The sequence below is a fragment of the Cohnella herbarum genome, assembly GCF_012849095.1.
GTDB classification, from domain to species: domain Bacteria; phylum Bacillota; class Bacilli; order Paenibacillales; family Paenibacillaceae; genus Cohnella; species Cohnella herbarum.
Map to the genome: position 1 here is coordinate 1,265,203 of NZ_CP051680.1, position 21,730 is coordinate 1,286,932.

Sequence of the window (21,730 nt, forward strand, 5' to 3'; positions counted from 1 at the left end):
AATCAGGCAATGCGGGTTACTCCTTGGAAAAACAGAAATTTCGGTCTGCAGAAGAAAGCGTTCTTCATCTTTTTGCTTTTCATCATCTTACCTACGTTAGGCGTCGGAGTTCTCGTTCAGCTTCGATTTAATCAAGTGTTGCTCGATCAATTCATAACAAGCACGAAGCGGAACTTGGATTCCGTGACAAGACGGCTGGAAGAACAGACTAGCCTGGTCGAGAATATCGCCGACTATATGATCCTTAATCCGGACATGCAGGAGTTACTGCGGATCGATCCTCCGTTAAGCGCGGAGAGAGCGGTTCATCACAAACGCAATATCGAGAATTTCCTTACTTTTCAATTAATGAACAAAAATTATATCAAGTCGATCTCCATTACCGGGTTTAACGGCAATACCGTCGAGATGGGCGAGCCGATCATCGGACAAGAAGATCAATGGTTTCGCAAGGCGGAAACCCGCAGGGGCGGAATCGTATGGAGCGAGGGATACCCTAGTTATAGCGGCTGGACCGGGGATGTCAGGCTCGTCTCCATGTTCAGAATACTAAATTCCTACAATCAAATTACGCTTCCGCTCGGCCGTCTAGTCATTCGACTCGACGAATCCAATGTCATTCAGTTGCTGGAAAGCGGGATAGCGAAGGAATCCGGTTATTTGTACGTGATTGGAGAGAACGGAGAAAATATCCTCCAATCCCGTTCAACCGGCGATTTGAATTATAGGCCGGACGAGAAGCTTCTCGGATTATTTAATGACAATAACAAAGATTTCGTAACTTCCTCCGTTAACGGACAGAAGATGCTAACCTTCTACCATCCGATGGAGAATACGAATTGGAAAATTTTCGCGATGATCCCGGAGAAGATCGTTAACGATCAATTCCGCAGCGTTAAGCTCATTATGAACTTGATTTTGGCGGCGATACTTCTCTTCGGATGGCTTGGTTTGATCGGCTTCCAATATACGATCATCCGTCCCATTCTTCGTCTTAAGATCGAGACGAATCGCGTCAAGCTCGGCGACTTCAACGCTCATGTGCCGATCAAATCCAATGACGAAATTTCCGAGCTTAACCGGAAGTTCAATGAAATGGTGCTCACGATTAAAGAACTGATCGAACACAAATTCAAGCTCGAGCTTAGGGAACGCGAATCCGAGCTTAAGCTTCTGCAGAACCAGATGGATCCACACTTCCTATACAATACATTAGATATGATCCGCTGGACGGCGCGGTTAGAGAAAGCGAAGCAATCGAGTCATCTCATCGAGATGTTTTCCAAATTCTTCAGGTTAGGTCTCAGTAACGGTAATTACGAATCGACGATTCTGCAGGAATTGGAGTTCGTTCATGCTTATTTGTTCTTACAGCAAAAGCGATTAGGGGCTGCCAAGTTCCGATATTCGCTCTTCACCGAATCTACGATCTCGCAAGCGGTCACGCTTAAAGCGACGATACAGCCTTTGGTCGAGAACTTCCTTAAACACGGGTATGACAGAAAAAAACCGTTAAACGTCATCACGGTGAAATGTTATGTCGTTAACGATACGATATGGATCGACGTTCAAGATAACGGCAAAGGCTTCCGTCAGGATACGGTTCATACGATTCGCAACTTGAATCCGCATGCGGAAGAGGACGAAGGCAGATCTGGAGCAATGAGAAATATCCATGAACGGTTATCGATACATTTCGGCGAAAGCTACGGCCTCGAGGTCGTAGAGCATTCGGGAGTCGGAGGATGGATTCGATTAAAGATTCCCTACAAGGAATTCAATGGAGGCGATGATCTTGAGTAATACGCGCTCCGCGGACGCCGATAAGATCAAGATGCTTATCGTTGACGACGAGCCGATCATTTGCGAAGGACTAAGATATACGATCGACTGGGACAGCTTGGGAATCCACGTCGTCGGAGAAGCTTATGATGGCGAAGAAGCGTTGCGGAAGGTCGAAAGCGAAGAGGTCGACCTGCTGTTAACCGACATCCGGATGGATGGAATGGACGGACTAAAGCTGACGGAGCAATTAAACGAGAAGTTCCCCGGCGTACATGTCATCGTCATAAGCGGATACGAAAATTTCGAATACGCGCGACAAGCGTTACGCATGAACGTCGACGATTACTTGCTCAAGCCGGTAGAAATCGATGAACTCATCGGTACGGTCAGCCGAGTCTTGGAACGTATTCGCGACGAGAAGGGTTCGAGTTCGGAGAAAGAGGACGAGCTGTGGCTATCCAATTGCATTCACAACTCGTTATCTTACGTCAAGGAATCTCCGCCCGCCTTTTTAGCGGGGAAACCGTATCGAATCTTAACGACGCAAATCGCGGAATTCAATGACTGGCAAGCCGAATTGTCCGCCTTGCAATACGAGAACATTCAGCAGCAATGGATCAACCATGTGCAGAGCTGCCTGAAGAGCTTTGCCATCCGAAGCATATCCGTATTCGACCATCCGAATCTTCTGTATACGTTGGCGGTATCGAACGAAGAACTCAGCGCGGCCAAATGGAATCAAGCGCTCGAAGAAATGCTCCGGTCATGGCAGGGAGAACATTCTCTCTACTGCGGGGTGTCCGAAATTAGCGAACATTCGGAAACGACCGGACTAGCTTGTAAAGAAGCGGAGGAAATCCTCCGTTATCATGTACTCGAAGACGTAGCTCTGTTGTTGCCGGAATACCGCGATCCGATGGACAGCAGTCGCGTTCTGCCTAACTATAATCATGCCAAGAGTGTTCAACTGCTCGTTCCGTTGTTATTCAAACAAGATTTAAGCGAATTGAAGTCGCTTAACGAGATCATGTTTACGTACTACCGCGAAAATCGCTTTCTACTAAACGAAATCATTGCCGGATGCGATGAGCTCTTCACCCTATTGCGCCAGAGATTGCGCCAAAGCGGAATAATGGATGTGGAGCACGGGCGCTGGGATCCTCCCGATCTCAATTCGTACAACTCCTATGAACTCGTTGAAGCGGTCGTTATGGCCGAGATGGAACAACTGTTTCGGCTCATCGACAAGAACGGCGTCGATAGGTCCTATTGGATCATCGAGAAAGTAAAGAAATATTTGGCCGACCAGTACCGCAACGACTTGAAAGCGTTCGAAGTCGCCGCATGGCTGAAAATCACCCCTAGTTATTTCAGCTATATTTTCAAACAAGGCACGGGAAAGAGCTTCTCGGAATATATGAACGAGCTTCGGATCGAGCATGCCAAGCAATTGCTGACGACTACCCAAGACAAGGTGTTCGAGATCGCCGAACAGGTCGGCTATAAGGAATACAAGTACTTCGTTACGGTATTCAAGACCTATACGGGAATGACGCCCAAAGACTATAGGATGTTAAAAGCGAACCACTAAAACGACGTCGATTGGAGGCCAACCGAATCGTGTTACCTAAATACAAGATCAGCACGTATTCCACGGAGGAACGGATCGCCGACCTCCTTCCCAGGATGACGTTGAAGGAGAAGGTCGGACAGCTCAACCAGCAAATGTACGGATGGAATGCTTACCGACGGAATGCAGACGGGATCGAATTAACGGAACAATTCAAGGACCAAGTGAAATTCGGAGACGGTATGGGGGCGCTCTACGGTTTATTCCGCGCCGATCCGTGGTCCGAGGTTCATTTCGAGAACGGAATTCCGACTCCCGACAATGCCAAAATCGCCAATCGGGTGCAACGATACGTCATGGAAAATACGCGTCTGGGCATTCCCGTTCTGCTGTCGGAAGAAAGCCCGCATGGCCATCAAGCGCTTGACGGAACTCTGCTGCCCGTGAATCTGGGAATCGGTTCTACGTGGAATCCGGATTTGATCGCGCAAGCCTATGCGCATGTCGCCGCGGAGATTCGCGCGCGCGGCGCCCATCTCGGTTTGGTGTCGACGTTGGATATTTTGCATGATCCGCGATGGGGGCGAACGGAAGAATGTTATGGGGAAGACCCCTATCTGGCGTCGCGAATGACCTCGGCTGTCGTAATAGGCATGCAAGGGACGGATAGCGAGCAATTGAAGTCCCCCGATAAAGTAGCGGTGATTCTTAAGCATCTATGCGCGCAAGGGACTGGCCTCGGAGGTCGCAACGCCGGTCCGGCTTCGATCGGAGAGCGGGAGCTGAGGGAAATTCATTTGCCGGCAGCGAAGGCGGGAATCGAAGCCGGTGCTGCCGGATGCATGGCCGCTTACAATGAAATCGACGGCATACCATGCCATGTGAACGAGAAGCTGCTTACCGGTATCCTCCGCGAAGAGTGGGGATTCGAAGGTATCGTGATGGCGGACGGTTGCGCGCTGGATAGATTGCTTGCGCTAACCGGCAATTACGAAGCCGCGGCGGCTCTGGCGCTGACGTCCGGGGTTGATCTGAGCTTGTGGGATACCGCCTTCACGACGTTGGAGCAAGCCGTGAAGCAGGGCGAAGTTGAAGAAACGTACATTGATCGCGCGGTCGAGCGGGTGTTGCGTTTGAAGTTCAGACTCGGGCTGTTCGATCAGCCCTATACGGATGAGCGACTGGCTGAATCGGTAGTAGGCAATCCCGATTTTCGCAGAATTAATCTTCAGGTCGCTCGCGAGTCTATCGTGTTGCTGAAGAACGAAAATCATCTATTACCGCTCAACGGTTCGCACAAAAGAATAGCAGTAATTGGCCCTAACGCGGATCGTATCTATAATCAACTCGGGGACTATACGAGCGTTCAACGCAAAGACGCCGGATCTACCATATTGCAAGGGATTAAGAATAACGCTCCTTCAGATGCCATTATCGAGTATAGACTTGGGTGCGGAATACGGGATAAGTCGGACAGCGGAATACAAGATAAAGCGGAAAGCGATATAGCGGAAGCCGTTGCAGCCGCTAACCATGCGGATGTCGCGATACTGGTACTCGGAGGCAGCAGTGCTCGTCAATTCGGCGGCGAGTTCGATAGTAACGGGGAAGCTATCGTTTCGGAGAACGATCGTTCCGAGATGGATTGCGGCGAAGGCGTAGACTTGGCCGATCTCCGGCTAGGAGGTTGGCAAGTAAGATTGGTCCGTGAAGTGAAGGCAACCGGAACGCCCGTCATCGTCGTGCTGATCCAAGGACGACCTCACGCGCTGACCGATATCGTCGATTCTTGTGATGCTCTGCTGTGCGCTTGGTATCCGGGGCAGGAAGGCGGACAGGCAATCGGGGAAATATTATTCGGCAAGGTCGCTCCGAGCGGGAAGCTTCCCGTATCGCTCCCGCGTTCTTCGGGGCAGTTGCCCGTCTACTATAATCAGAAAAATCCGGGGCGGCCTAGACCCTACGTCGATATGCCATCCGAGGCACTGTTTCCCTTTGGATACGGACTGGGTTATACGTCTTATGAATACGGCGACATTCGCGTAAACAAGCCGTCGATGACCGTGAAGGAACTGCAAGAAGGAGAAGCGTTCGAGCTAAGCGTAGAAGTGACGAATACCGGAGATAGGGCGGGAGCGGAGACCGTTCAACTTTACATCCAATCCCGGAAATCCGGCATAACCCGTCGTCTGTTGGAGCTCAAAGCTTTCGAGAAAGTTGTAATAGAAGCGGGAGCCGTCAGAACGGTTACGTTCCGTCTTGATCAAGAGCAGCTCTCGATCTGGAATCGCGACATGAAGTTCATGCTTGAGCCCTGCGAATTGACCGCATACGTAGGGACGGATTCCACATCGAAGAGCGGAATCGATATCCATGTTACCAAATAATCGCAATCAAATCATCGATAACGAGCTGTCGCAACTTGCGGCAGTTTTTTTTGTTGAAGTATCCGACCTAACGAAGAGGTTTCTTCGTAAGAGCATTTCTATCACCTTGACTGATATTTTACAGATATTACGCAACGAATCCCCTAATGCTATAATTGGGCTGGATTATTAAGGAGGCATTAGTTATGACAAGCGTACTCGTAGTTGAAGATGATTCGCATTTGCTGGAAATGATTTCAATCCTATTAAGACACGAAGGATATCGCGTACGTGGCGCGATAAACGGCAAAGAGGCGCTTGCGGAAATGGAAAGCTCGCCTGCGGATTTGGTCGTGCTTGATGTCATGATGCCCGTAATGGACGGATGGGATTTATGTCGCGAGCTGCGGCTTATGAACTCCGAATTACCGATTATCATGATCACGGCCAAGCATGAAACGAGTCAGAAGGTGAAGGGATTCGGCTTAGGCGCCGACGATTATCTGGTTAAACCTTTCGATCCGCAGGAGCTGGTGGTCCGAATTAAAGCAGTGATGCGCCGATACCGGATTACGGCCGAGAAGATGGTGAAATTAGGCGGTTTTAAGCTGGACCGGCTTCGGGGAACCGTATCGGACGGCAACGCGAGTTGGAATTTGCCGCTTAAGGAATTCGAGTTGTTATATCAGCTTGCAAGCTATCCCGGCCAAATCTTTATGCGAGATCAGATCATCGAAGCGGTATGGGGATTCGACCACGAAGGGGACGAGAGGACGGTCGATGTTCATATCAAGCGGCTGCGTGAGCGGTTTGCCGACTATACCCATCATTTTCGAATTGTAACGGTTCGCGGTCTCGGATACCGGTTAGAGATGGAAAACTATGATTAAGAGCTTATACTTAAAAATCGTATTGCTCTTTTTCGTCGCGGTGGCGATAGGTCTCGGAAGTGCCATTCCGATTACCGTTTATTTGTTTAAAGATCAAATCACGCAATCCATACATCACGATTACTCGGTGCGTAACGGGTTAATATCGGAAGTTTTTTCCCGATTGGAGCCGAACGAACGCGGCCGCTTTCTTAAACATTTGTCCGACGAGCAGAAGATATCCTTATGGGTATACGATCGGAACGGATTGCGCTACGCATATGGCTCCACAAGCAAGCCCAACCTTTCCGACGAGGATATAGGCCGCGTACAGGACGGTGCCGAAGTCGTTAGGCGCACATCCGTTCTGCCCCTACCGACAAGCTTGCATATGGGTTTCCCTTTACAAACGGCCGACGAGCAGATGGCACTCGTGATCCATCCGGAAGGTTCTCAAATTTCTCTGCTGTTCATGATTTTGGGCGTATTGATTTTGGTCACGATTGTGATTGCCAATACCAAGTTCATTCTCTTTACAAGCGTAGTGGTGAAGCCCTTAAAAGCATTGACGGCCGCAACCAGAAAAATCGCCAAAGGAGACTTTAGCATCGCTCTTCAGACGAAAAGCAAAGATGAATTGGGCGTTTTGTCGGAGCAATTTCAGCAAATGGCCGACGAGCTGAACCAAGTCGAGAGGATGCGGCAGGAGTTCGTTTCCAACGTGTCCCACGAATTACAAACGCCTTTGGCGTCCATTTCGGGTTTTGTCTCCATCTTGCAAACAAACGGTCTCGATGAAGCCGAACAACGGCGCTGCCTGAACATCATTCGGCACGAAAGCATGCGGCTGTCACGGCTTAGCGAGAACATGCTCCGTTTGACCACGATGGATTCGAACCCTCATCCGTTCCATCCGTCGCTCGTTCGGCTTGACAGGCAGCTGCGGGGTATAGTCGTAGCCATGGAGCCGCAATGGGCAGCCAAACGCCTAAATATTCACCTCGAGCTGCCCAAAACGGCAATCCATGCGGACGAAGATCTGCTGAGCCAGGTATGGCTCAATATTTTCGGCAACTGCATTAAATTTACTCCGGAGGACGGCGATATCTCCATCGAGCTTCAATCCGGAAACGGCGAAATCGGAGTCGTCGTTCGGGATACGGGAATCGGAATTGCCGTTGATGACCGCAAGCGAATTTTCGAACGTTTCTATAAGGCCGATAAATCACGCAACCGCGAAGCGGGGGGAAGCGGGCTTGGACTCGCGATCGTAAAGCGCGTTGTCGAATTGCACGGAGGCCGGGTCGAGATAGACAGCACCGCAGGCAAAGGCACGGAGGTTTCCGTTTATCTGCCGGCCATGTAACTCGACCCCTACAATCGAATTCCGACTGAGAGAAAAGGCGAACAATCCGTTCGTCTTTTTAACATTTAATCCCATTTGGTTCATGTTAAGTTCACATAGGCTCCGTAGTATCGGTTGCGAAAGGAGACTTTAATCCACGATTTCTATCCGTAATCGCGGAACGTCTATATCATTTTAAGAAAAGGAGCACCCTTCTATGAAAAACGAATCATGTATCGTACAAACTTCTCTTGGCTCGCTTCAAGGGATTCGAAAAAATGAGGTCATTCAGTTTCGCGGAGTTCCATATGCCGACGCGCCCGAGAGAGAGTATCGCTTTTCGCAGGCACGCCCTGTTTCTGCATGGACCGGAATTCGAGATGCAAGTCATCATGGCTTTATCGCTCCGCAACCGCCTTCTCCATTACGTCAAGCCATCGGAGAATCTTCCGAGCCGCCTCAAGGGGAAGATTGCTTATCGCTCACGATCACAACCCCTGCCATAGATCATGAGAAACGTCCCGTTGTCGTTTGGTTGCATGGCGGACATTATATGACCGGGGCCGGGTCGCTGGACTGGTACGATGGAGAGGAGCTTTCCAAGGATGGAAATCTAGTTACCGTAGGCGTCAATTACAGGCTCGGCGCTTTTGGATTCTTGCATTTTCCGGGGGTTAGCGATGGGAAAATGGGAATTTCCGATATCCTCGAGGCTCTCAAATGGGTTCAGGATCATATTGCGCATTTTGGCGGCGATCCCGATCGGGTTACGGTCATGGGGCAATCCGCGGGAGCCCATGCCATTATGTGCCTGTTGGCCATGGGAGAGGCGCGAGGTCTTTTCCAAAGAGCGATTTTACAGAGCGCGCCCGCGAGTCTTGCTCCATTATCGGTAGCAAAAGCAACTGAAAATGGGAGCCGGTTGCTGGAAATCTTAAATGTGAATCAGAGTAATCCGCAAGAAATTATCGCTCAATTGAATACCTTGTCACCTACTCGGATCATCCAAGCAACGGTAAAATTGGCTCAGGAAATTGAGCGCTTCGGTCAAATTAATCTCCCTTTTATGCCTGTAATCGATTCCCTTTCTACGGTAGATCGATTTATCGAGATGTCGGCAATAGGTGCCGGCGAAGCAGGTATTGATCTCATTTTGGGTACCAATAGAGAGGAAGCAAATATTCTTCTGGGAAACGTTAAAGTCCTCGATCCGGCTTTGGTTAACGAGCGTTTCGTTGCTTTGACCGGGAAAGCAGAAGTAATCGAGCGATACCGCCGTCGACGACCCGGCAGTACGACTATCGATCTGGTATCTGACTTGATTACTGACTATACTTTCCTGCTTCCCTCTCTAAGGTTAGCGGATGCCATTCATAATACCGGCTCGCGTACTTGGGTGTATCAGTTGGATTGGGCACCGTTCGGTTCTCCTTTTAAAGCCTGCCATGGGCTAGAACTGCCGTTTATATTCGGGAATTTCGAATCCTACAAGAATGTACCGATATTGCAAGGCGCTAATCCTGAGGTTGTTGCTGATTTAACGTCCGTTATTCAAAGCGCTTGGATTGGATTTATTCGAACCGGCAACCCGGGCGTCTCCATCCCATGGCCGTCTTATGAGCCGATTCAGAGACAAACCATGCGATACGCTTCCGTTATTGGCGCCGTAGGCGACTTAGCCGAGTTAAACCGCCGCTGAGGGGAAAGAGAATAATGTCAAATAAAACGGGGATGACCCGATTGCTGGAAATCGCCGGAGAGAAGCGCGGACTGATGATCGTCTCCGGTTTGTTATGTTCGCTTAGCGCCGTTTGCATGCTGGTGCCTTACGCTTCCGTCTTTTTCATTCTGAAAGAGTTGTTGGAACACGCGGCGTTCCCGGCTTCGGCGGACGGAGAGAAAATGATCCGTTGGGGCATTATCGCTCTAATCGGCTTTGCAACCGGCTTGATCACGACGTACGCGGGAGGAATGATTGCGCACATCGCCGCTTTTCGTATTCTTTACGGTCTCAGAGTCAAGCTTGCCGACCATATCGGCAAACTTCCGCTTGGCTGGCTAAACGGCAAATCGACGGGTGCCATCAAGAAAACGCTGGAACAAAACGTGGAGAAAACGGAAACGTTCATTGCCCATCATTTGCCGGATCTCGTTCATGCTGCCGTGACCATGATGTTGATGTTCGTCGTAATGTTTACGCTGAATGTTTGGCTGGCGCTGGCGTGCATCTTGCCGATTATCGTCGGTTTCACGGTTCAGATCGCGCTGATCAGCGGGTCAACGACGAGAGAAAATCTCAAACAATGCCATGATTCGTTGGAACGGATGAATGCTTCCGCCGTCCAATATGTGCGGGGGATGCCGGCTGTCAAAGTGTTCGGGCAAACCGTGCACTCGTTTCGACAGTTTTATCAGGACATGATTCGCTATCGTGACTATGGCGTGAAATTAACGAATCAGTTTCAAACGGGAACTTTGATTTTCAAAGTGATGCTCGGCTCGATTGCCGCGTTTATTTTGCCTGTCGGGGTGTTTCTGTTGAGCCGCGATCCGGGGGGCGTCGCCTTCGCCTCCGTTCTGCTGTTTTTCTTGGTCATGGCTCCGAGTATATCTACCCCGATGTTCAAAATCATGTTCCTTGCCGAAACGCTCAGGGATATTCATGAAGGCGTTCAGCGCGTCGACCGCATATTGTCGGAAGGGCAAGTTCCGGAACCTGAACGTTCGCGGCAACCGACTTCATTCGATGTTTCATTCGATCATGTCTATTTTTCGTATGGAAAGGACTTGGGGAATAACGATGCCCTTACGGACATTTCCTTCACCGCCCGCCAAGGGGAAGTGACGGCGCTCGTCGGCCCGTCCGGAGCGGGAAAGTCGACCGTGGCCAACCTAGTGCCTCGTTTTTGGAACGTGAACTCGGGGGAGATTCGCATCGGCGATGTGGATATCCGCGAAATCGCGACTTCTGATCTGATGAACACCGTCGCGTTCGTGTTTCAGGAATCGTTTTTGTTTTACGACACCGTGTACAACAATATCGCGATCGGAAGGCCGGACGCGTCGACGGAAGATGTGTACGCCGCGGCGAAGGCGGCGCAGTGCCAAGCGTTCATCGGGAACCTCCCGCTCGGATATGACACCTTGATTGGAGAAGGAGGCGTGTATTTGTCCGGCGGAGAAGAACAGCGAATCTCCGTGGCCAGAGCGATCCTGAAAAACGCTCCCGTCCTTATGCTCGATGAAGCTACGGCATTTGCCGATCCCGAGAACGAGCATGAGATGCAACTGGCGTTGAAAGCGTTGATGAAAAACAAGACGGTCATCGTTATCGCTCACCGCCTGTCCACCATTCGGGATGCGGAGCAAATTCTCGTGATGGAAAGCGGGAGAATCGTCGAGCGGGGAAGGCATGAAACCCTCATCTCGGCTAACGGCTTGTACGGACGTATGTGGCGTTCCTATAGCCAAGCGGCACAATGGCATATGGGTAAAGAGGAGGTGGAAGATGAACATGAGCGTGCTAAACAACATTACGGCGGATAATCCGCGCTCGTTGATCAAACCTGTTTTTTACACGACCACTGCCAATCTGGCTGGCGTAATCCCATTTATGCTGCTCGTAGGAGCTGCAAAATTGATCTTTAACCCGTTTGTCCATCCCGATCTGCCGCTCGATACGGCACGGCTTTGGTGGGTGTGCGGCGGTCTGGCGGTTTCGCTTATTCTCTTGTTCGTTTGCGAAATTCCCGCCTATCGTGCCCAATACCGCGATGCGTATAGCGCGGCGGCGGACGGACGATCGCTGCTTGCAGAGCATTTGCGCAAGTTGTCGCTCGGGTACCTGAACAAGCGAGATCCGGGCGAGCTATCCAATATGCTGGTGGGCGACTTCGCGATGCTGGAACATGGCATCTCCCACTTGGTTCCGCAGATGATCGGAGCCGCCGTCATGCCGGTTCTGGCCTTGATCGGCCTGTTTTTCCTCGACTGGCGCCTGGCGCTTTGCCTGTTCGCGGCGCTTCCGGTAGCCATCCTGCTTGTGCTCTTGACTTCGGGGATTCAGCGCAAACTCGGTAAGCGGCATATGCGAGCCAAGATAGAAGCATCCAATAGGCTGCAAGAATATTTGAACGGAATCCGGGTGATCAAAGCTTATAACTTGACCGGTGTACGGTTTGCCCGACTTGAAAGGTCTTTCAGGGAATTGATGCGGCAGAGCATCCGCCTCGAAGGAATGTTGGGTCCGATCGTAATAGGGGCGGTTACCTGTATTCGTGCCGGGTTGACCTTGATGGTCATGGCCGGCGTTCATCTGCTGCTCGTCGGAAGTCTGGATGTCGTCACCTTCGTGGCATTCCTGATCATCGGAACCCGAATATTCGATCCGCTGACGACAGCGCTCGCCGGATATGCGGAGATTCGCTATCTCGAGCAAGCGGGCGAACGCATCGTGCGGCTTTTGCGGGAGCCGATCATGCAAGGAGAGCGGCAGCCCCCAGCGGATCATGATGTCGAATTGAAACAGGTTACGTTTGGCTATCGGGATCAACCGGTCTTGAGAAACGTGAGCGTAAGCATGCCTGCAGGCTCCTTCACCGCATTGGTCGGACCTTCGGGTAGCGGTAAAAGTACGATTCTTCGGCTTATTGCCCGGTTTTACGACCCGGAAAAGGGGACAGTGACGATGGGCGGAGAGGATATTCAAGCCATGGACCCGGAAGCGTTGCTGCGCAAAGTATCCATGGTGTTTCAGGATGTGTATCTCTTTCAGGATACGATCGAAGGCAATATCCGGTTCGGACGAAGCGACGCTACGCGCGAGGAAATCGAGGAGGCGGCGCGCCTTGCATGTTGTCACGATTTTATCCTAAAGTTGCCAAACGGTTACGACACGAGGGTAGGAGAAGGCGGAAGCACGCTTTCGGGCGGCGAAAAACAGCGAATTTCCATTGCCAGGGCGATACTGAAAAACGCGCCGATCATTCTACTCGATGAAGCAACGGCTTCTCTCGATCCCGAAAACGAAGCGGAGATTCAGAAAGCGATAGATCGGCTTGTTCGAGGCCGAACCGTCATCGTTGTCGCTCACCGGCTCAAGACCGTGCAGAATGCCGACCGGATTGTCGTGCTGGATCAGGGGCGGATCGTGGAGCAGGGCCGTCATGACGAATTGCTTACGTATAATAGCCTGTATGCCCGGCTGTGGAGACGGCAGCAGGATGCAGGGGGAACGGCGGATGACTGAGTGAAAACTATGGCCGCAGCGGCAGGAAAGAAATGATTTCTGGTCGAAATTAGAGATCGAGCATCTTTATATCTCATCTTTCTATATATTCTTTTTCATTAAGGAGCGATTATGACTTTCATTTGTTCAGAGACCAAAGAAATCATTGATACCTATGTCGAGGCCTATAATTCGTTAGATGTCCCGGGGATGATTAATCTCTTACATAAGGATATCTTGTTCAGAAATTTTTCGAATGGTGTAGTGAACGTGGAGACCCATGGTGTCCAAGAGTTTAGAAAGCTCGCGGAAAATTCGACTAAGATTTTCTCAAGCCGTCGTCAGACAATCATAGATTGGCGTGCCATAGACGGCAAAATTGAAGCGATAATTGATTATGAAGGTATACTGGCCGTTGATTTGCCGAATGGATTAATAGCGGGGGATAGGATGCAACTGAAAGGGAAATCCGTATTTCGAATTGAAGAAGGAAAAATATCGCTAATCGAAGATTACGGTTAACTGACAAGGAGGCCCGCCGCCGGATGCGGGTCGGAGGGCAGCAACAGGTTGTAGTTGCTGCCCTCTTTGGCTTTTCCGTTCAACAGTTTGCAATCAAGAAGTCGGGGAAAGCAGTTGCAAGTAACACTGAGTCGGCCTTATAGAGGTAAGCGGGTCATGTCTAGTTCTTGGAACGTTGGCGTTTACGGAAAGCCGCCACGCTCTCACGGTGAGCGCATGCCTCGGAACAGTAACGCTTGGATTTATTTTTGGATGTATCGATATAGGCTTTCTGGCAAGAAGCAGAGGCGCAAATTCCGAATCTCTCCGTTCCGAATTCAATCAATACAAAAGCGAGCCCCATTGCGGTCGTCGTAGCCAACCAATGAGCGCACCCATCCTCCGCCGATTCGAAATGCAGATGGTAGGGCCCATGGTGCCAGCTAATTCTTGGCGTCGCCCCGCTCAAACGCAACCGCTCGTTCAAGAGCACCGCAATATCCTGTGCTTTCTGTTCTTTGGCCAGCTCGAACGCCGTGCGCAAGGATTTTCTGAGAGCTCGCACGTTCTCAACATCCTCTGAACGAACGTGCCACGATTGAACGGTATTTCGAAGGACAGCGATGACGGCATCCCCATCCAAGCCTCTATTCTTTTCCGATACCAAATCCAGCACATGCTTCTCGCTCTCGACGAGAAATTGCGTTAATTGTTCAGGCGTCGACAAATTATCCGTATCCGTGACGGGACAAAGCGTATTAATGAGGTCGACCGCGAGATTTACGGATAACGACTCGTAATAGGTAAAATGCATTTGACATGTCACCACCATTTTTTTATAATCGATACATGCAATTTCATTTTAGCATGTCACACATTTGATTTAAAGCGGGGATGAGGAGGAATGGTTATGCCGACGACTGGTAAGGCGGATAAGGACGCGGAGAAAAAATGGTGGGCGCTCGTCGCCGTATGTCTCGGATTATTCATGGCTTTGCTGGACGTTACGATCGTGAATGTCGCTTTGCCAGCTATACAAAGCGATCTTCAAACGGATTTCTCCGGGTTGGAATGGATACTTAACGCTTATACCTTAGTATTTGCCGTGGCGCTGGTTACAACGAGCCGGATGGGCGATATATTCGGACGGAAGACGCTATTTATGTTGGGTATAGCCGTATTCACAATCGGATCGCTGTTATGCGGATTATCAGACGATATTACGATGCTGAATTTGTCGAGAGGCATTCAAGGTCTAGGAGCTTCCGCAATGACGCCGTTATCGCTGGCGATAATCTCGGCGACGTTCAGCGGGAAGCAGCGCGGAATCGCAATCGGAATATGGGGCGGCGTAAGCGGATTGGCTACGGGGATCGGCCCGGTAATTGGCGGTATTCTGGTTAAGCATATCGGGTGGGAATCCATCTTCTATGTGAACATTCCCGTCGGTATCGTGGCGATTCTACTCTCGTTATGGGCCGTCAAGCAGTCCAAGGACGAGACTGCAGCTCGCCGAATCGATCTGTTCGGGTTCATTGCCTTCACCGTCTTCATGTTTTGTCTCATCTACGGATTGATACAGGTCAATCATAAAGGCAACGACTGGACCTCTCCGGAGGTGTGGCGGCTGCTCGGAGTTTCCATTCTTGCTCTCGTCGTATTCATCCTAGGCGAACTGCGATTAAAGCACCCGATGGTCGATCCTCGCTTATTCAAAATTCCCAGCTTTACGGGTTCCGCGATTGCCGCCTTTTGTCTGAGCGCCGGTATGTATGCGTTGTTGTTCAATCTCAGCATTTACCTGCAAAGCTTTCTTGGCTTGGATGCGCTGGAGACAGGCGTTAAGCTCATCGCGTTTACCGCAATGGCTCTGCTATTCGGTCCGTTGTCCGGCGCATTGATGGGCAAAACAAGCCCGAAACGGCTCGTCGTTGTCTCTATGGCATTGCTGGCGATCGGGGTTTATTCGATGTCATTCCTATCGCATCATAACGATCCCGCCCATTGGATTGTTCTATTGCCCGGATTTATTATTGCCGGAATCGGGAGCGGATTGATTAATCCGCCTATCTCTAACTTGGCAATCGGAACGGTACCGGCGCAACGTGCGGGTATGGCATCCGGCATGAGCAATGTGGCTCGGCAGATGGGCGGCGCATTCGGCATTGCCCTCTATGGGGCCATACTGTCCAGTCGATTCACTTCTCTTGTTACGGACCGAATCCAATCTTTGCAGAACGGCCAGCTTGATGAATCGGCGAAGGAGCAAGCGATTCAAGCGATCGAGTCGGCAGGCCCGATTGCAGGCAGCAACGGTCTGGCGGGCATGGAGTTTGCCGCTATCTTCCAGAAAGACCCGCTGTTTGACACATACCGCGACATTGCTCGCGAATCCTTCGTGGACGGAACGATCGATATTATCAAGATCGCCTCTTTGATTCTGGCAATCGGCGCCGTGCTTTGTCTGGTTCTGATTCGCAAGAAAGATTTGCGGCATTAGCCTTCAGAGCTTTTATGCAATTCGGTAAAATTCGGGTAATTTACAGTAAGGTAAGAAGGGATCGGATGGAATGAAAACGAGAAAGAGAATAATTGCTATAATCTTATGCGGTCTGTTCGTTTTCCCTCTATTCGCCTCGACGCGAAGCGATGGAAACATGCAAGTAGAGCGACCAGGAACTCCAGTCTACTCCGAGTTAGATGCATATATCGCTCGTGAAATGAAACGACAACGCATTCCGGGGCTGGCTCTCGCGATTGTACAGAAGGATCGCATTCTTTACCTTAAGGGATATGGTAAAGCCGATTCATCGGGCCGTCCCGTAACAGTCGAAACCCCTTTCGGATTAGGTTCGATAGGCAAGTCGATTACCGCTATGGCCGTTCTGCAACTTGCCGAAGCAGGAAAAATCGACTTGGATGCGCCCATACAACGCTACATCCCCACTAAATATAACGGTGCAGCGTTCATTACGGTACGTCAATTACTTAACCAAACAAGCGGATTCACCCAAATCTCGACTTTTAGCAACACGCTGTCAAGCGTCAACGGTCAAAAAGAAGATGCTATTGAGAATAACGCTTTGTCTTACGCTGAAAAGTTTTTAAAACACGCCAAGCAAACCGAACACCCCTACAGGTATTCGAACGCGAATTATGTTCTGCTCGGCTATATCGTGCAACAAGTATCCGGACAGTCCTATGGCGACTATGTGAAGGAGCATATATTCAGTCCTTTGTCTATGAATAACAGCTTCGTCACGCTGGATGAAGCATCCGAACATGGACTGGCTACGCCATACAGACGAATATTCGGTTACAATGTTCCCTACGACGGCCCCTATGTTTATATTCCGGGGGATGCGCCGGCCGGTTATCTCTATACAAGCGCGGAGGACATGAGCCATTTCTTGATTGCTCAAATGAACGGCGGCCGATATGAAGATCATACCGTGCTTTCTTCTGAGGGTATTCGACTTATGCAGACCGAGCCTGTTCCGGGAACGTACGCCATGGGTTGGATGACAGGTCGCATTAACGGGATGCCGGTTATCGGTCAACCGGGGGGCTCGATCGGTTTCCAAGCCCAAACGTATATCGTACCCGAACAACAATTGGGAGTTATCGTGTTCGCTAACGTGCTAGACGCGATCGATTCCACTTTATTCAAATCGCACATCATCACGTCTACGCACATCGCTTCCGGGGTGATAAACATGCTGAATGATCAACCGACGGGAGGATCTTTTCTAAGCATTTCGCAGAAATATTGGCTTGTAAACGGTTTAATATTCTTACTTAGCGCATGGTTACTGTACACGACCGCACGAACTGCGAAGCGCTGCCTTGGACCGTTGAGCTCTGACAATTCCGGCTATTATAAATTATCGATCCAAGTGATATCAAAAATTGTTCTGAATTTTGCAGGTCTGTTTATTATTCTGACATTGAGCATGACTCAAGTCGTGCCGGTATGGCATATTGCAACCATCTATCAGCCGGACGTGATCTCTTGGCTGAAGATAATGATTGTACTTATGGCGCTGAAGGGAAGCTTGGAAATGATCCGGTTGGTTCGGGCGATCTGAGTCATTCAATAGTTCTAGCATGAAGACAACATATGATCATAATTTTAATTATGTAAACTATGGTGCGGTAATTGAGTAATAAAGGTGTGCTTTATCGCACAGTTGCGTTTATGCATAATCGTATTAATACGTCAATCTATCAAAGAAAACCCACACCCAAAGAACCCACTTCTATAAATCGGAAGTGGGTTCTCTAAAAAATCAAACTCAGCGCTGACCATCCTCCGCTTTGCGGCGATCGATCGCTTCGGCCATCGTTTTGTCGGTGAGATGCGCGTAGATCTGGGTTGTTTCCGGAGAAGCATGGCCTAGCTGCTCCTGCGTCTTGTAGAGATCATTGCTTAAATAGTAGTCGGTGGCGAAAGAATGCCGTAGCTTATGTACCGAAAGGTAGGGCTTGCCGAACCGTCTCGCGTATTTCATGACCATCTCCTGAATAGCGCGTTTGGTCATGCGAGAACCTTCTTTTTTCCCGTTAGCGATCGCTAAGAACAGCGCTTTTTCTCTCTTCGGGGCTTTATAACGCGACTCCCGTTGATTTAGATATTCCTCTAAATCGCTGATGGCATCTTGTCGAAAGTAGACGGGCGTCTTGAACGTATCGTCGTTCTTCCCTTTGCGATAGACGTAAACTAGCCGTTTCTTGAAATCGACGTCATCCAAGTTCAGATTGACGAGCTCGGACACCCGAAGCCCCGAGTTAAGAATGAGACTGACGATGCAGCAATCGCGGATCCGGTTGAGTTCATGGGAATAGATGGCTTGTTTGTTCGTAGCCACATCGTGCGCGTAATCTTGTTTAATGTAGTTAATAAATTCGATGATTTCTTGTTCTTGCAGCAATTTTCCTTCCAGCTTAGCGGCGGTATCCTTAGGCTTCTGCGTTCGTTTAACGGATACTTTAGCCATGACGTTGCGCTTGAGGAGCGGATAAAACTCCTCGTCTTCGGCAATTTGGCTTAAATAATGGAACAACGAACGCAGGGAGGAGAGCTTGCGAGAGATCGTCGTCTTCGTGTTGGCATTGTCCCGTTTCGTCGCGAGGAACATACGGAAGTTATCGACGCTGTCCATATGCAGTCGTTCCAGATCGATAAGCGGGATCTCGGACATTTTATCGGCAGCAGTTAAGCCTTCCGCCATTAACCACGACAGAAAGGCTTCGTAATCTCTGATATACTCCAATAAGGAGGAGGGGGAGAGATCGGGAAGCTTATAATTCATGAACTTCTCTACGTACCAAGGCATCCTCGGAATTCGTTGGTCGAGTTCTTCTCGGTCTTTGCGCTTCTGCAGATTCATTGGTTCGGTTCACCTCGTTCGGTATATTTTAACTGTAAAGGGTGTTATAGAAATATTCAAGAGTAGTGGCCCCCAATAATAATCGGACTATTGACGATATTTCATCATTACCCATGATCCGATGCGACGCATGCTCGATTTTGATACAATGAAGGGGACCTGCGATTCCGCAAGACGAAAGGGCGGAGATACGATGAACGGTCCTGTATACGTCGTGACGTGGATGATTATGTTGTTGTTACCCTTGATTGCCGCATGGAAAAGAAAATGGTGGCCATTCTTGATCTATGCGATCGGGATCGTAGTGCTTCTTAACGCGGTGTTGCGGAATACGGGGGAATGGGATGACCTCGGAGACTTCGCGACGTTAATCGTTATCGTTTTTCCAATCTACATCGCAGGTACGATCCTGTGGATCCTTCTTAGTTACTGGGATCGACGAAAACTTAAGAAAAACCAAAACAGATAATGTTCATAATAAAAATTATGTTAACCAATAGATCATAACTTATGTTATGTAAACCAACTGGAGACGACGACATGATTAATGCCATTAATGATATGAATACCAACACTACAACGATAGAACGCGAAGCAGAACAATTTATTCGTTTGTTCCATGAAGAGACGGGGCGCAGCTCGGAAGATTGCGAGATCAGACTGACAGAAGTCGCGCGTTCGCTCAGAGAAACCGGAACATACCGCCATACGATCGAAGAAATTACCTATGGAGCACGATTGGCTTGGCGCAACAACAGCCGTTGTATCGGCAGATTGTTCTGGGAATCCTTAGAGGTGATCGACGAGAGAGGCGCGACTACGGAGGAAGCCGTAGCGGATGCCTTGTTAAGACATATAGCTTACGCCACGAACAACGGCCGAATAAAGCCGACTCTTACGGTATTCTCTCCCGAGCAAGCGCATGGCGAAAGCATTCGGATATGGAACCACCAGCTTATCCGATACGCGGGTTACAACACTCCGAGCGGCATCGTCGGAGATCCCGCTTCCATTGCTTTTACGAATGAAGCTTTGCGGCTCGGTTGGCGAGGACAAGGAACGAAATACGATATTTTGCCGCTTGTCGTGCAGATCAATGAGCGTGAGCCCCGTTGGTTCCCGATACCGGAAGCTTATATTAAAGAAGTTGAAATCGTGCATCCCGAGATCGCCAATTTCGTGGAATTGAACTTAAAGTGGTACGCCGTTCCGATTCTATCGGACCAAGTGCTGGATATCGGCGGTCTTCGTTATACGGCTGCGCCGTTTAACGGTTGGTACATGGGAACGGAGATCGGGGCGCGCAACTTGTCGGACGCCGATCGTTACGATGAACTGCCGGCTATCGCCGATAAGCTCGGATTGGACCGGAGCACGAACACTACCTTGTGGAAAGACCGAGCGCTTCTTGAATTGAACGCGGCCGTCATTCACTCCTATAAGTCGAACGGAGTAAGTATCGTCGATCACCATACGGCCGCGGAGCAGTTCATGAGGTTCATGAAGCGCGAAGAAGAGAATGGCCGTAGCGTAAATGCGCGTTGGTCATGGCTAATTCCGCCGATGTCTCCGGCAGCGACTCCGATCTGGAATCGGGGCGAATTAAAGGAGAGAGAAGTTAAACCCGATTTTGTAGCCCGGCAATGCCCGTATCATAATCAACAGTAGAGCGATAAAGGAGATTTAATCATGGCCATCGTGCAAGTGACGATCGTTCCTTTAGGAACAGGTACTCCAAGCGTCAGCGATTACGTTGCTGCCGTACACCAGGTGTTAGAGCAAAATAGCGAAAGGGTCAAATTTCAATTAACGCCGATGAGCACGATTATCGAGGGAGACTTGGAGGATTTATTAAGCGTAGTTAGACGAATGCATGAAGTTCCGTTCGAGAATGGCGCTATGAGAGTATCCACTTCGATTACGATCGACGATCGCAGGGACAAGCATGGGACGATGGAGCAAAAGCTGCAATCGGTGGAGCAAAAGCTCAAAGACCGTTGATCCGCGTAATCGCCAATGTAGTTTGCCGACTACGCGGTTAGGACACGTTGTCTTTCATTGTGAAATTGATTAAAATATCCCGAAACCGTGCCTCGGTAGATTTCATTCGATGATAACGTGTTCGCGAAGTCTTCCGGGGTCACGAAATGCGCCGGTTTATTCAACGGGCGAAAGCTGCTTTGCTCTAAGACCGAAGCGACGAAGTGCGAACAGAAATACGCATCCTGGCGCGGTATTCTTTTGTTGATCAGAACGCCTATCAATCCCAGCAGATGATACTTATACCGCTCCCGATTTTTCCTCATCTCGGTTACGAATTGATACATCCTCTCGTAGTTATGGGATCCAACCTTGCAACGATATACTGCACAGTGCGCTTGATGTAAGAAAGGCGCTTGGAAATTCTCTTGTATGAAGCCGCTCAAGAACGGATTGTTGACCTTCTTTCTTCCGAAGCTATATACTTCCTTTAAATCTTGGTCGAACGAAAGGGAGGCATGGTTCAGAGGAGCTTTAGTAAACCATTTGATCGTCTGACTGAACAGAGTTCCCGTACCGGTCAACACGATATAGATATCTTCTTCTTTCATTGAAGGCAACTCCTTCTTGGCGAACAATGGATATAACCTCATGTTAATGCAATCGCGTTAGCCGGATAACGCACCAAAGTTGAGTT

Annotated in this window: 17 protein-coding genes; 14 read left to right on the forward strand and 3 right to left on the reverse strand. The window is 49.7% G+C overall.

The window, feature by feature from the left end:
* Nucleotides 1–9: 9 nt before the first annotated feature.
* The 9 genes from HH215_RS05425 to HH215_RS05465 all read left to right on the forward strand — a co-directional run bounded on the left by HH215_RS05425 (nucleotide 10) and on the right by HH215_RS05465 (nucleotide 13,684).
* Entirely contained in the window at nucleotides 10–1,803 is a 1,794-nt protein-coding gene (locus tag HH215_RS05425; protein WP_169278975.1) for a cache domain-containing sensor histidine kinase, read from the forward strand.
* Nucleotides 1,796–3,376 carry a response regulator transcription factor gene (locus HH215_RS05430; protein ID WP_254450373.1) on the forward strand — a complete coding sequence of 527 codons (1,581 nt, stop codon included), beginning with the start codon at nucleotides 1,796–1,798 and terminating at the stop codon, nucleotides 3,374–3,376. Before HH215_RS05425 ends, HH215_RS05430 begins: the two co-directional genes overlap by 8 nt.
* Nucleotides 3,377–3,405: 29 nt before the next feature.
* Nucleotides 3,406–5,742 carry a glycoside hydrolase family 3 N-terminal domain-containing protein gene (locus tag HH215_RS05435; protein WP_254450374.1) on the forward strand — a complete coding sequence of 779 codons (2,337 nt, stop codon included), beginning with the start codon at nucleotides 3,406–3,408 and terminating at the stop codon, nucleotides 5,740–5,742.
* Between the two features lie 185 nt (nucleotides 5,743–5,927).
* Entirely contained in the window at nucleotides 5,928–6,611 is a 684-nt protein-coding gene (locus tag HH215_RS05440) for a response regulator transcription factor (RefSeq protein WP_169278977.1), read from the forward strand.
* Nucleotides 6,604–7,956 carry a sensor histidine kinase gene (locus HH215_RS05445; RefSeq protein WP_169278978.1) on the forward strand — a complete coding sequence of 451 codons (1,353 nt, stop codon included), beginning with the start codon at nucleotides 6,604–6,606 and terminating at the stop codon, nucleotides 7,954–7,956. The genes HH215_RS05440 and HH215_RS05445 overlap by 8 nt, the downstream gene beginning before the upstream one ends.
* 196 nt (nucleotides 7,957–8,152) lie before the next feature.
* A complete protein-coding gene (locus tag HH215_RS05450; RefSeq protein ID WP_169278979.1) occupies nucleotides 8,153–9,634 on the forward strand; it encodes a carboxylesterase/lipase family protein in 1,482 nt (493 codons plus the stop codon).
* Between the two features lie 14 nt (nucleotides 9,635–9,648).
* The gene (locus HH215_RS05455) at nucleotides 9,649–11,481 is read left to right on the forward strand and encodes an ABC transporter ATP-binding protein (protein WP_169278980.1); all 1,833 of its coding nucleotides are present in this window, start codon (nucleotides 9,649–9,651) and stop codon (nucleotides 11,479–11,481) included.
* Entirely contained in the window at nucleotides 11,450–13,183 is a 1,734-nt protein-coding gene (locus tag HH215_RS05460; RefSeq protein ID WP_169284241.1) for an ABC transporter ATP-binding protein, read from the forward strand. Before HH215_RS05455 ends, HH215_RS05460 begins: the two co-directional genes overlap by 32 nt.
* A gap of 111 nt (nucleotides 13,184–13,294) precedes the next feature.
* Nucleotides 13,295–13,684, forward strand: a complete 390-nt coding sequence (locus HH215_RS05465) for a nuclear transport factor 2 family protein (RefSeq protein WP_169278981.1) — start codon at nucleotides 13,295–13,297, stop codon at nucleotides 13,682–13,684.
* A gap of 160 nt (nucleotides 13,685–13,844) precedes the next feature.
* Here the strand turns inward: HH215_RS05465 and HH215_RS05470 are convergent, their stop codons facing one another.
* The gene (locus HH215_RS05470) at nucleotides 13,845–14,477 is read right to left on the reverse strand and encodes a CGNR zinc finger domain-containing protein (RefSeq protein ID WP_169278982.1); all 633 of its coding nucleotides are present in this window, start codon (nucleotides 14,475–14,477) and stop codon (nucleotides 13,845–13,847) included.
* Nucleotides 14,478–14,573: 96 nt separating this feature from the next.
* Here HH215_RS05470 and HH215_RS05475 point away from each other — a divergent pair, with 96 nt between their 5' ends.
* Together HH215_RS05475 and HH215_RS05480 are read left to right on the forward strand one after the other, a co-directional pair.
* Nucleotides 14,574–16,163: an MFS transporter gene (locus HH215_RS05475; protein WP_169278983.1), complete on the forward strand. Its 1,590-nt coding sequence runs from the start codon at nucleotides 14,574–14,576 to the stop codon at nucleotides 16,161–16,163.
* A 70-nt stretch (nucleotides 16,164–16,233) separates the two neighbouring features.
* A complete protein-coding gene (locus HH215_RS05480; RefSeq protein WP_169278984.1) occupies nucleotides 16,234–17,751 on the forward strand; it encodes a serine hydrolase domain-containing protein in 1,518 nt (505 codons plus the stop codon).
* Nucleotides 17,752–17,958: 207 nt separating this feature from the next.
* Here HH215_RS05480 and xerS read toward each other — a convergent pair whose 3' ends face one another.
* Nucleotides 17,959–19,053 (reverse strand): tyrosine recombinase XerS, encoded by a 1,095-nt coding sequence (gene xerS, locus HH215_RS05485; protein ID WP_169278985.1) that lies wholly within the window; start codon nucleotides 19,051–19,053, stop codon nucleotides 17,959–17,961.
* Nucleotides 19,054–19,246: 193 nt separating this feature from the next.
* On the opposite strand from xerS, the gene HH215_RS05490 reads away from it, so the two are divergent.
* The 3 genes from HH215_RS05490 to HH215_RS05500 all read left to right on the forward strand — a co-directional run bounded on the left by HH215_RS05490 (nucleotide 19,247) and on the right by HH215_RS05500 (nucleotide 21,054).
* Nucleotides 19,247–19,522, forward strand: a complete 276-nt coding sequence (locus tag HH215_RS05490; protein ID WP_169278986.1) for a hypothetical protein — start codon at nucleotides 19,247–19,249, stop codon at nucleotides 19,520–19,522.
* A gap of 71 nt (nucleotides 19,523–19,593) precedes the next feature.
* A complete protein-coding gene (locus HH215_RS05495) occupies nucleotides 19,594–20,721 on the forward strand; it encodes a nitric oxide synthase oxygenase (protein ID WP_254450375.1) in 1,128 nt (375 codons plus the stop codon).
* Nucleotides 20,722–20,742: 21 nt separating this feature from the next.
* Nucleotides 20,743–21,054, forward strand: coding sequence for an MTH1187 family thiamine-binding protein (locus tag HH215_RS05500; protein WP_169278987.1), 312 nt, complete (start codon nucleotides 20,743–20,745; stop codon nucleotides 21,052–21,054).
* Nucleotides 21,055–21,083: 29 nt separating this feature from the next.
* On the opposite strand, the gene HH215_RS05505 is transcribed toward HH215_RS05500, so the two are convergent.
* Nucleotides 21,084–21,644 carry a hypothetical protein gene (locus HH215_RS05505; RefSeq protein ID WP_169278988.1) on the reverse strand — a complete coding sequence of 187 codons (561 nt, stop codon included), beginning with the start codon at nucleotides 21,642–21,644 and terminating at the stop codon, nucleotides 21,084–21,086.
* Nucleotides 21,645–21,730 lie beyond the last annotated feature (86 nt).

Coding starts and splice junctions, on each gene's coding strand:
- HH215_RS05495 (WP_254450375.1), top strand. CDS start 19,594: ATGATTAATGCCATTAATGATATGAATACCAACACTACAACGATAGAA.
- HH215_RS05505 (WP_169278988.1), bottom strand. CDS start 21,644: ATGAAAGAAGAAGATATCTATATCGTGTTGACCGGTACGGGAACTCTG.
- HH215_RS05480 (WP_169278984.1), top strand. CDS start 16,234: ATGAAAACGAGAAAGAGAATAATTGCTATAATCTTATGCGGTCTGTTC.
- HH215_RS05440 (WP_169278977.1), top strand. CDS start 5,928: ATGACAAGCGTACTCGTAGTTGAAGATGATTCGCATTTGCTGGAAATG.
- xerS (WP_169278985.1), bottom strand. CDS start 19,053: ATGAATCTGCAGAAGCGCAAAGACCGAGAAGAACTCGACCAACGAATT.
- HH215_RS05465 (WP_169278981.1), top strand. CDS start 13,295: ATGACTTTCATTTGTTCAGAGACCAAAGAAATCATTGATACCTATGTC.
- HH215_RS05490 (WP_169278986.1), top strand. CDS start 19,247: ATGAACGGTCCTGTATACGTCGTGACGTGGATGATTATGTTGTTGTTA.
- HH215_RS05475 (WP_169278983.1), top strand. CDS start 14,574: ATGCCGACGACTGGTAAGGCGGATAAGGACGCGGAGAAAAAATGGTGG.
- HH215_RS05455 (WP_169278980.1), top strand. CDS start 9,649: ATGTCAAATAAAACGGGGATGACCCGATTGCTGGAAATCGCCGGAGAG.
- HH215_RS05460 (WP_169284241.1), top strand. CDS start 11,450: ATGAGCGTGCTAAACAACATTACGGCGGATAATCCGCGCTCGTTGATC.
- HH215_RS05425 (WP_169278975.1), top strand. CDS start 10: ATGCGGGTTACTCCTTGGAAAAACAGAAATTTCGGTCTGCAGAAGAAA.
- HH215_RS05450 (WP_169278979.1), top strand. CDS start 8,153: ATGAAAAACGAATCATGTATCGTACAAACTTCTCTTGGCTCGCTTCAA.
- HH215_RS05500 (WP_169278987.1), top strand. CDS start 20,743: ATGGCCATCGTGCAAGTGACGATCGTTCCTTTAGGAACAGGTACTCCA.
- HH215_RS05470 (WP_169278982.1), bottom strand. CDS start 14,477: ATGCATTTTACCTATTACGAGTCGTTATCCGTAAATCTCGCGGTCGAC.
- HH215_RS05445 (WP_169278978.1), top strand. CDS start 6,604: ATGATTAAGAGCTTATACTTAAAAATCGTATTGCTCTTTTTCGTCGCG.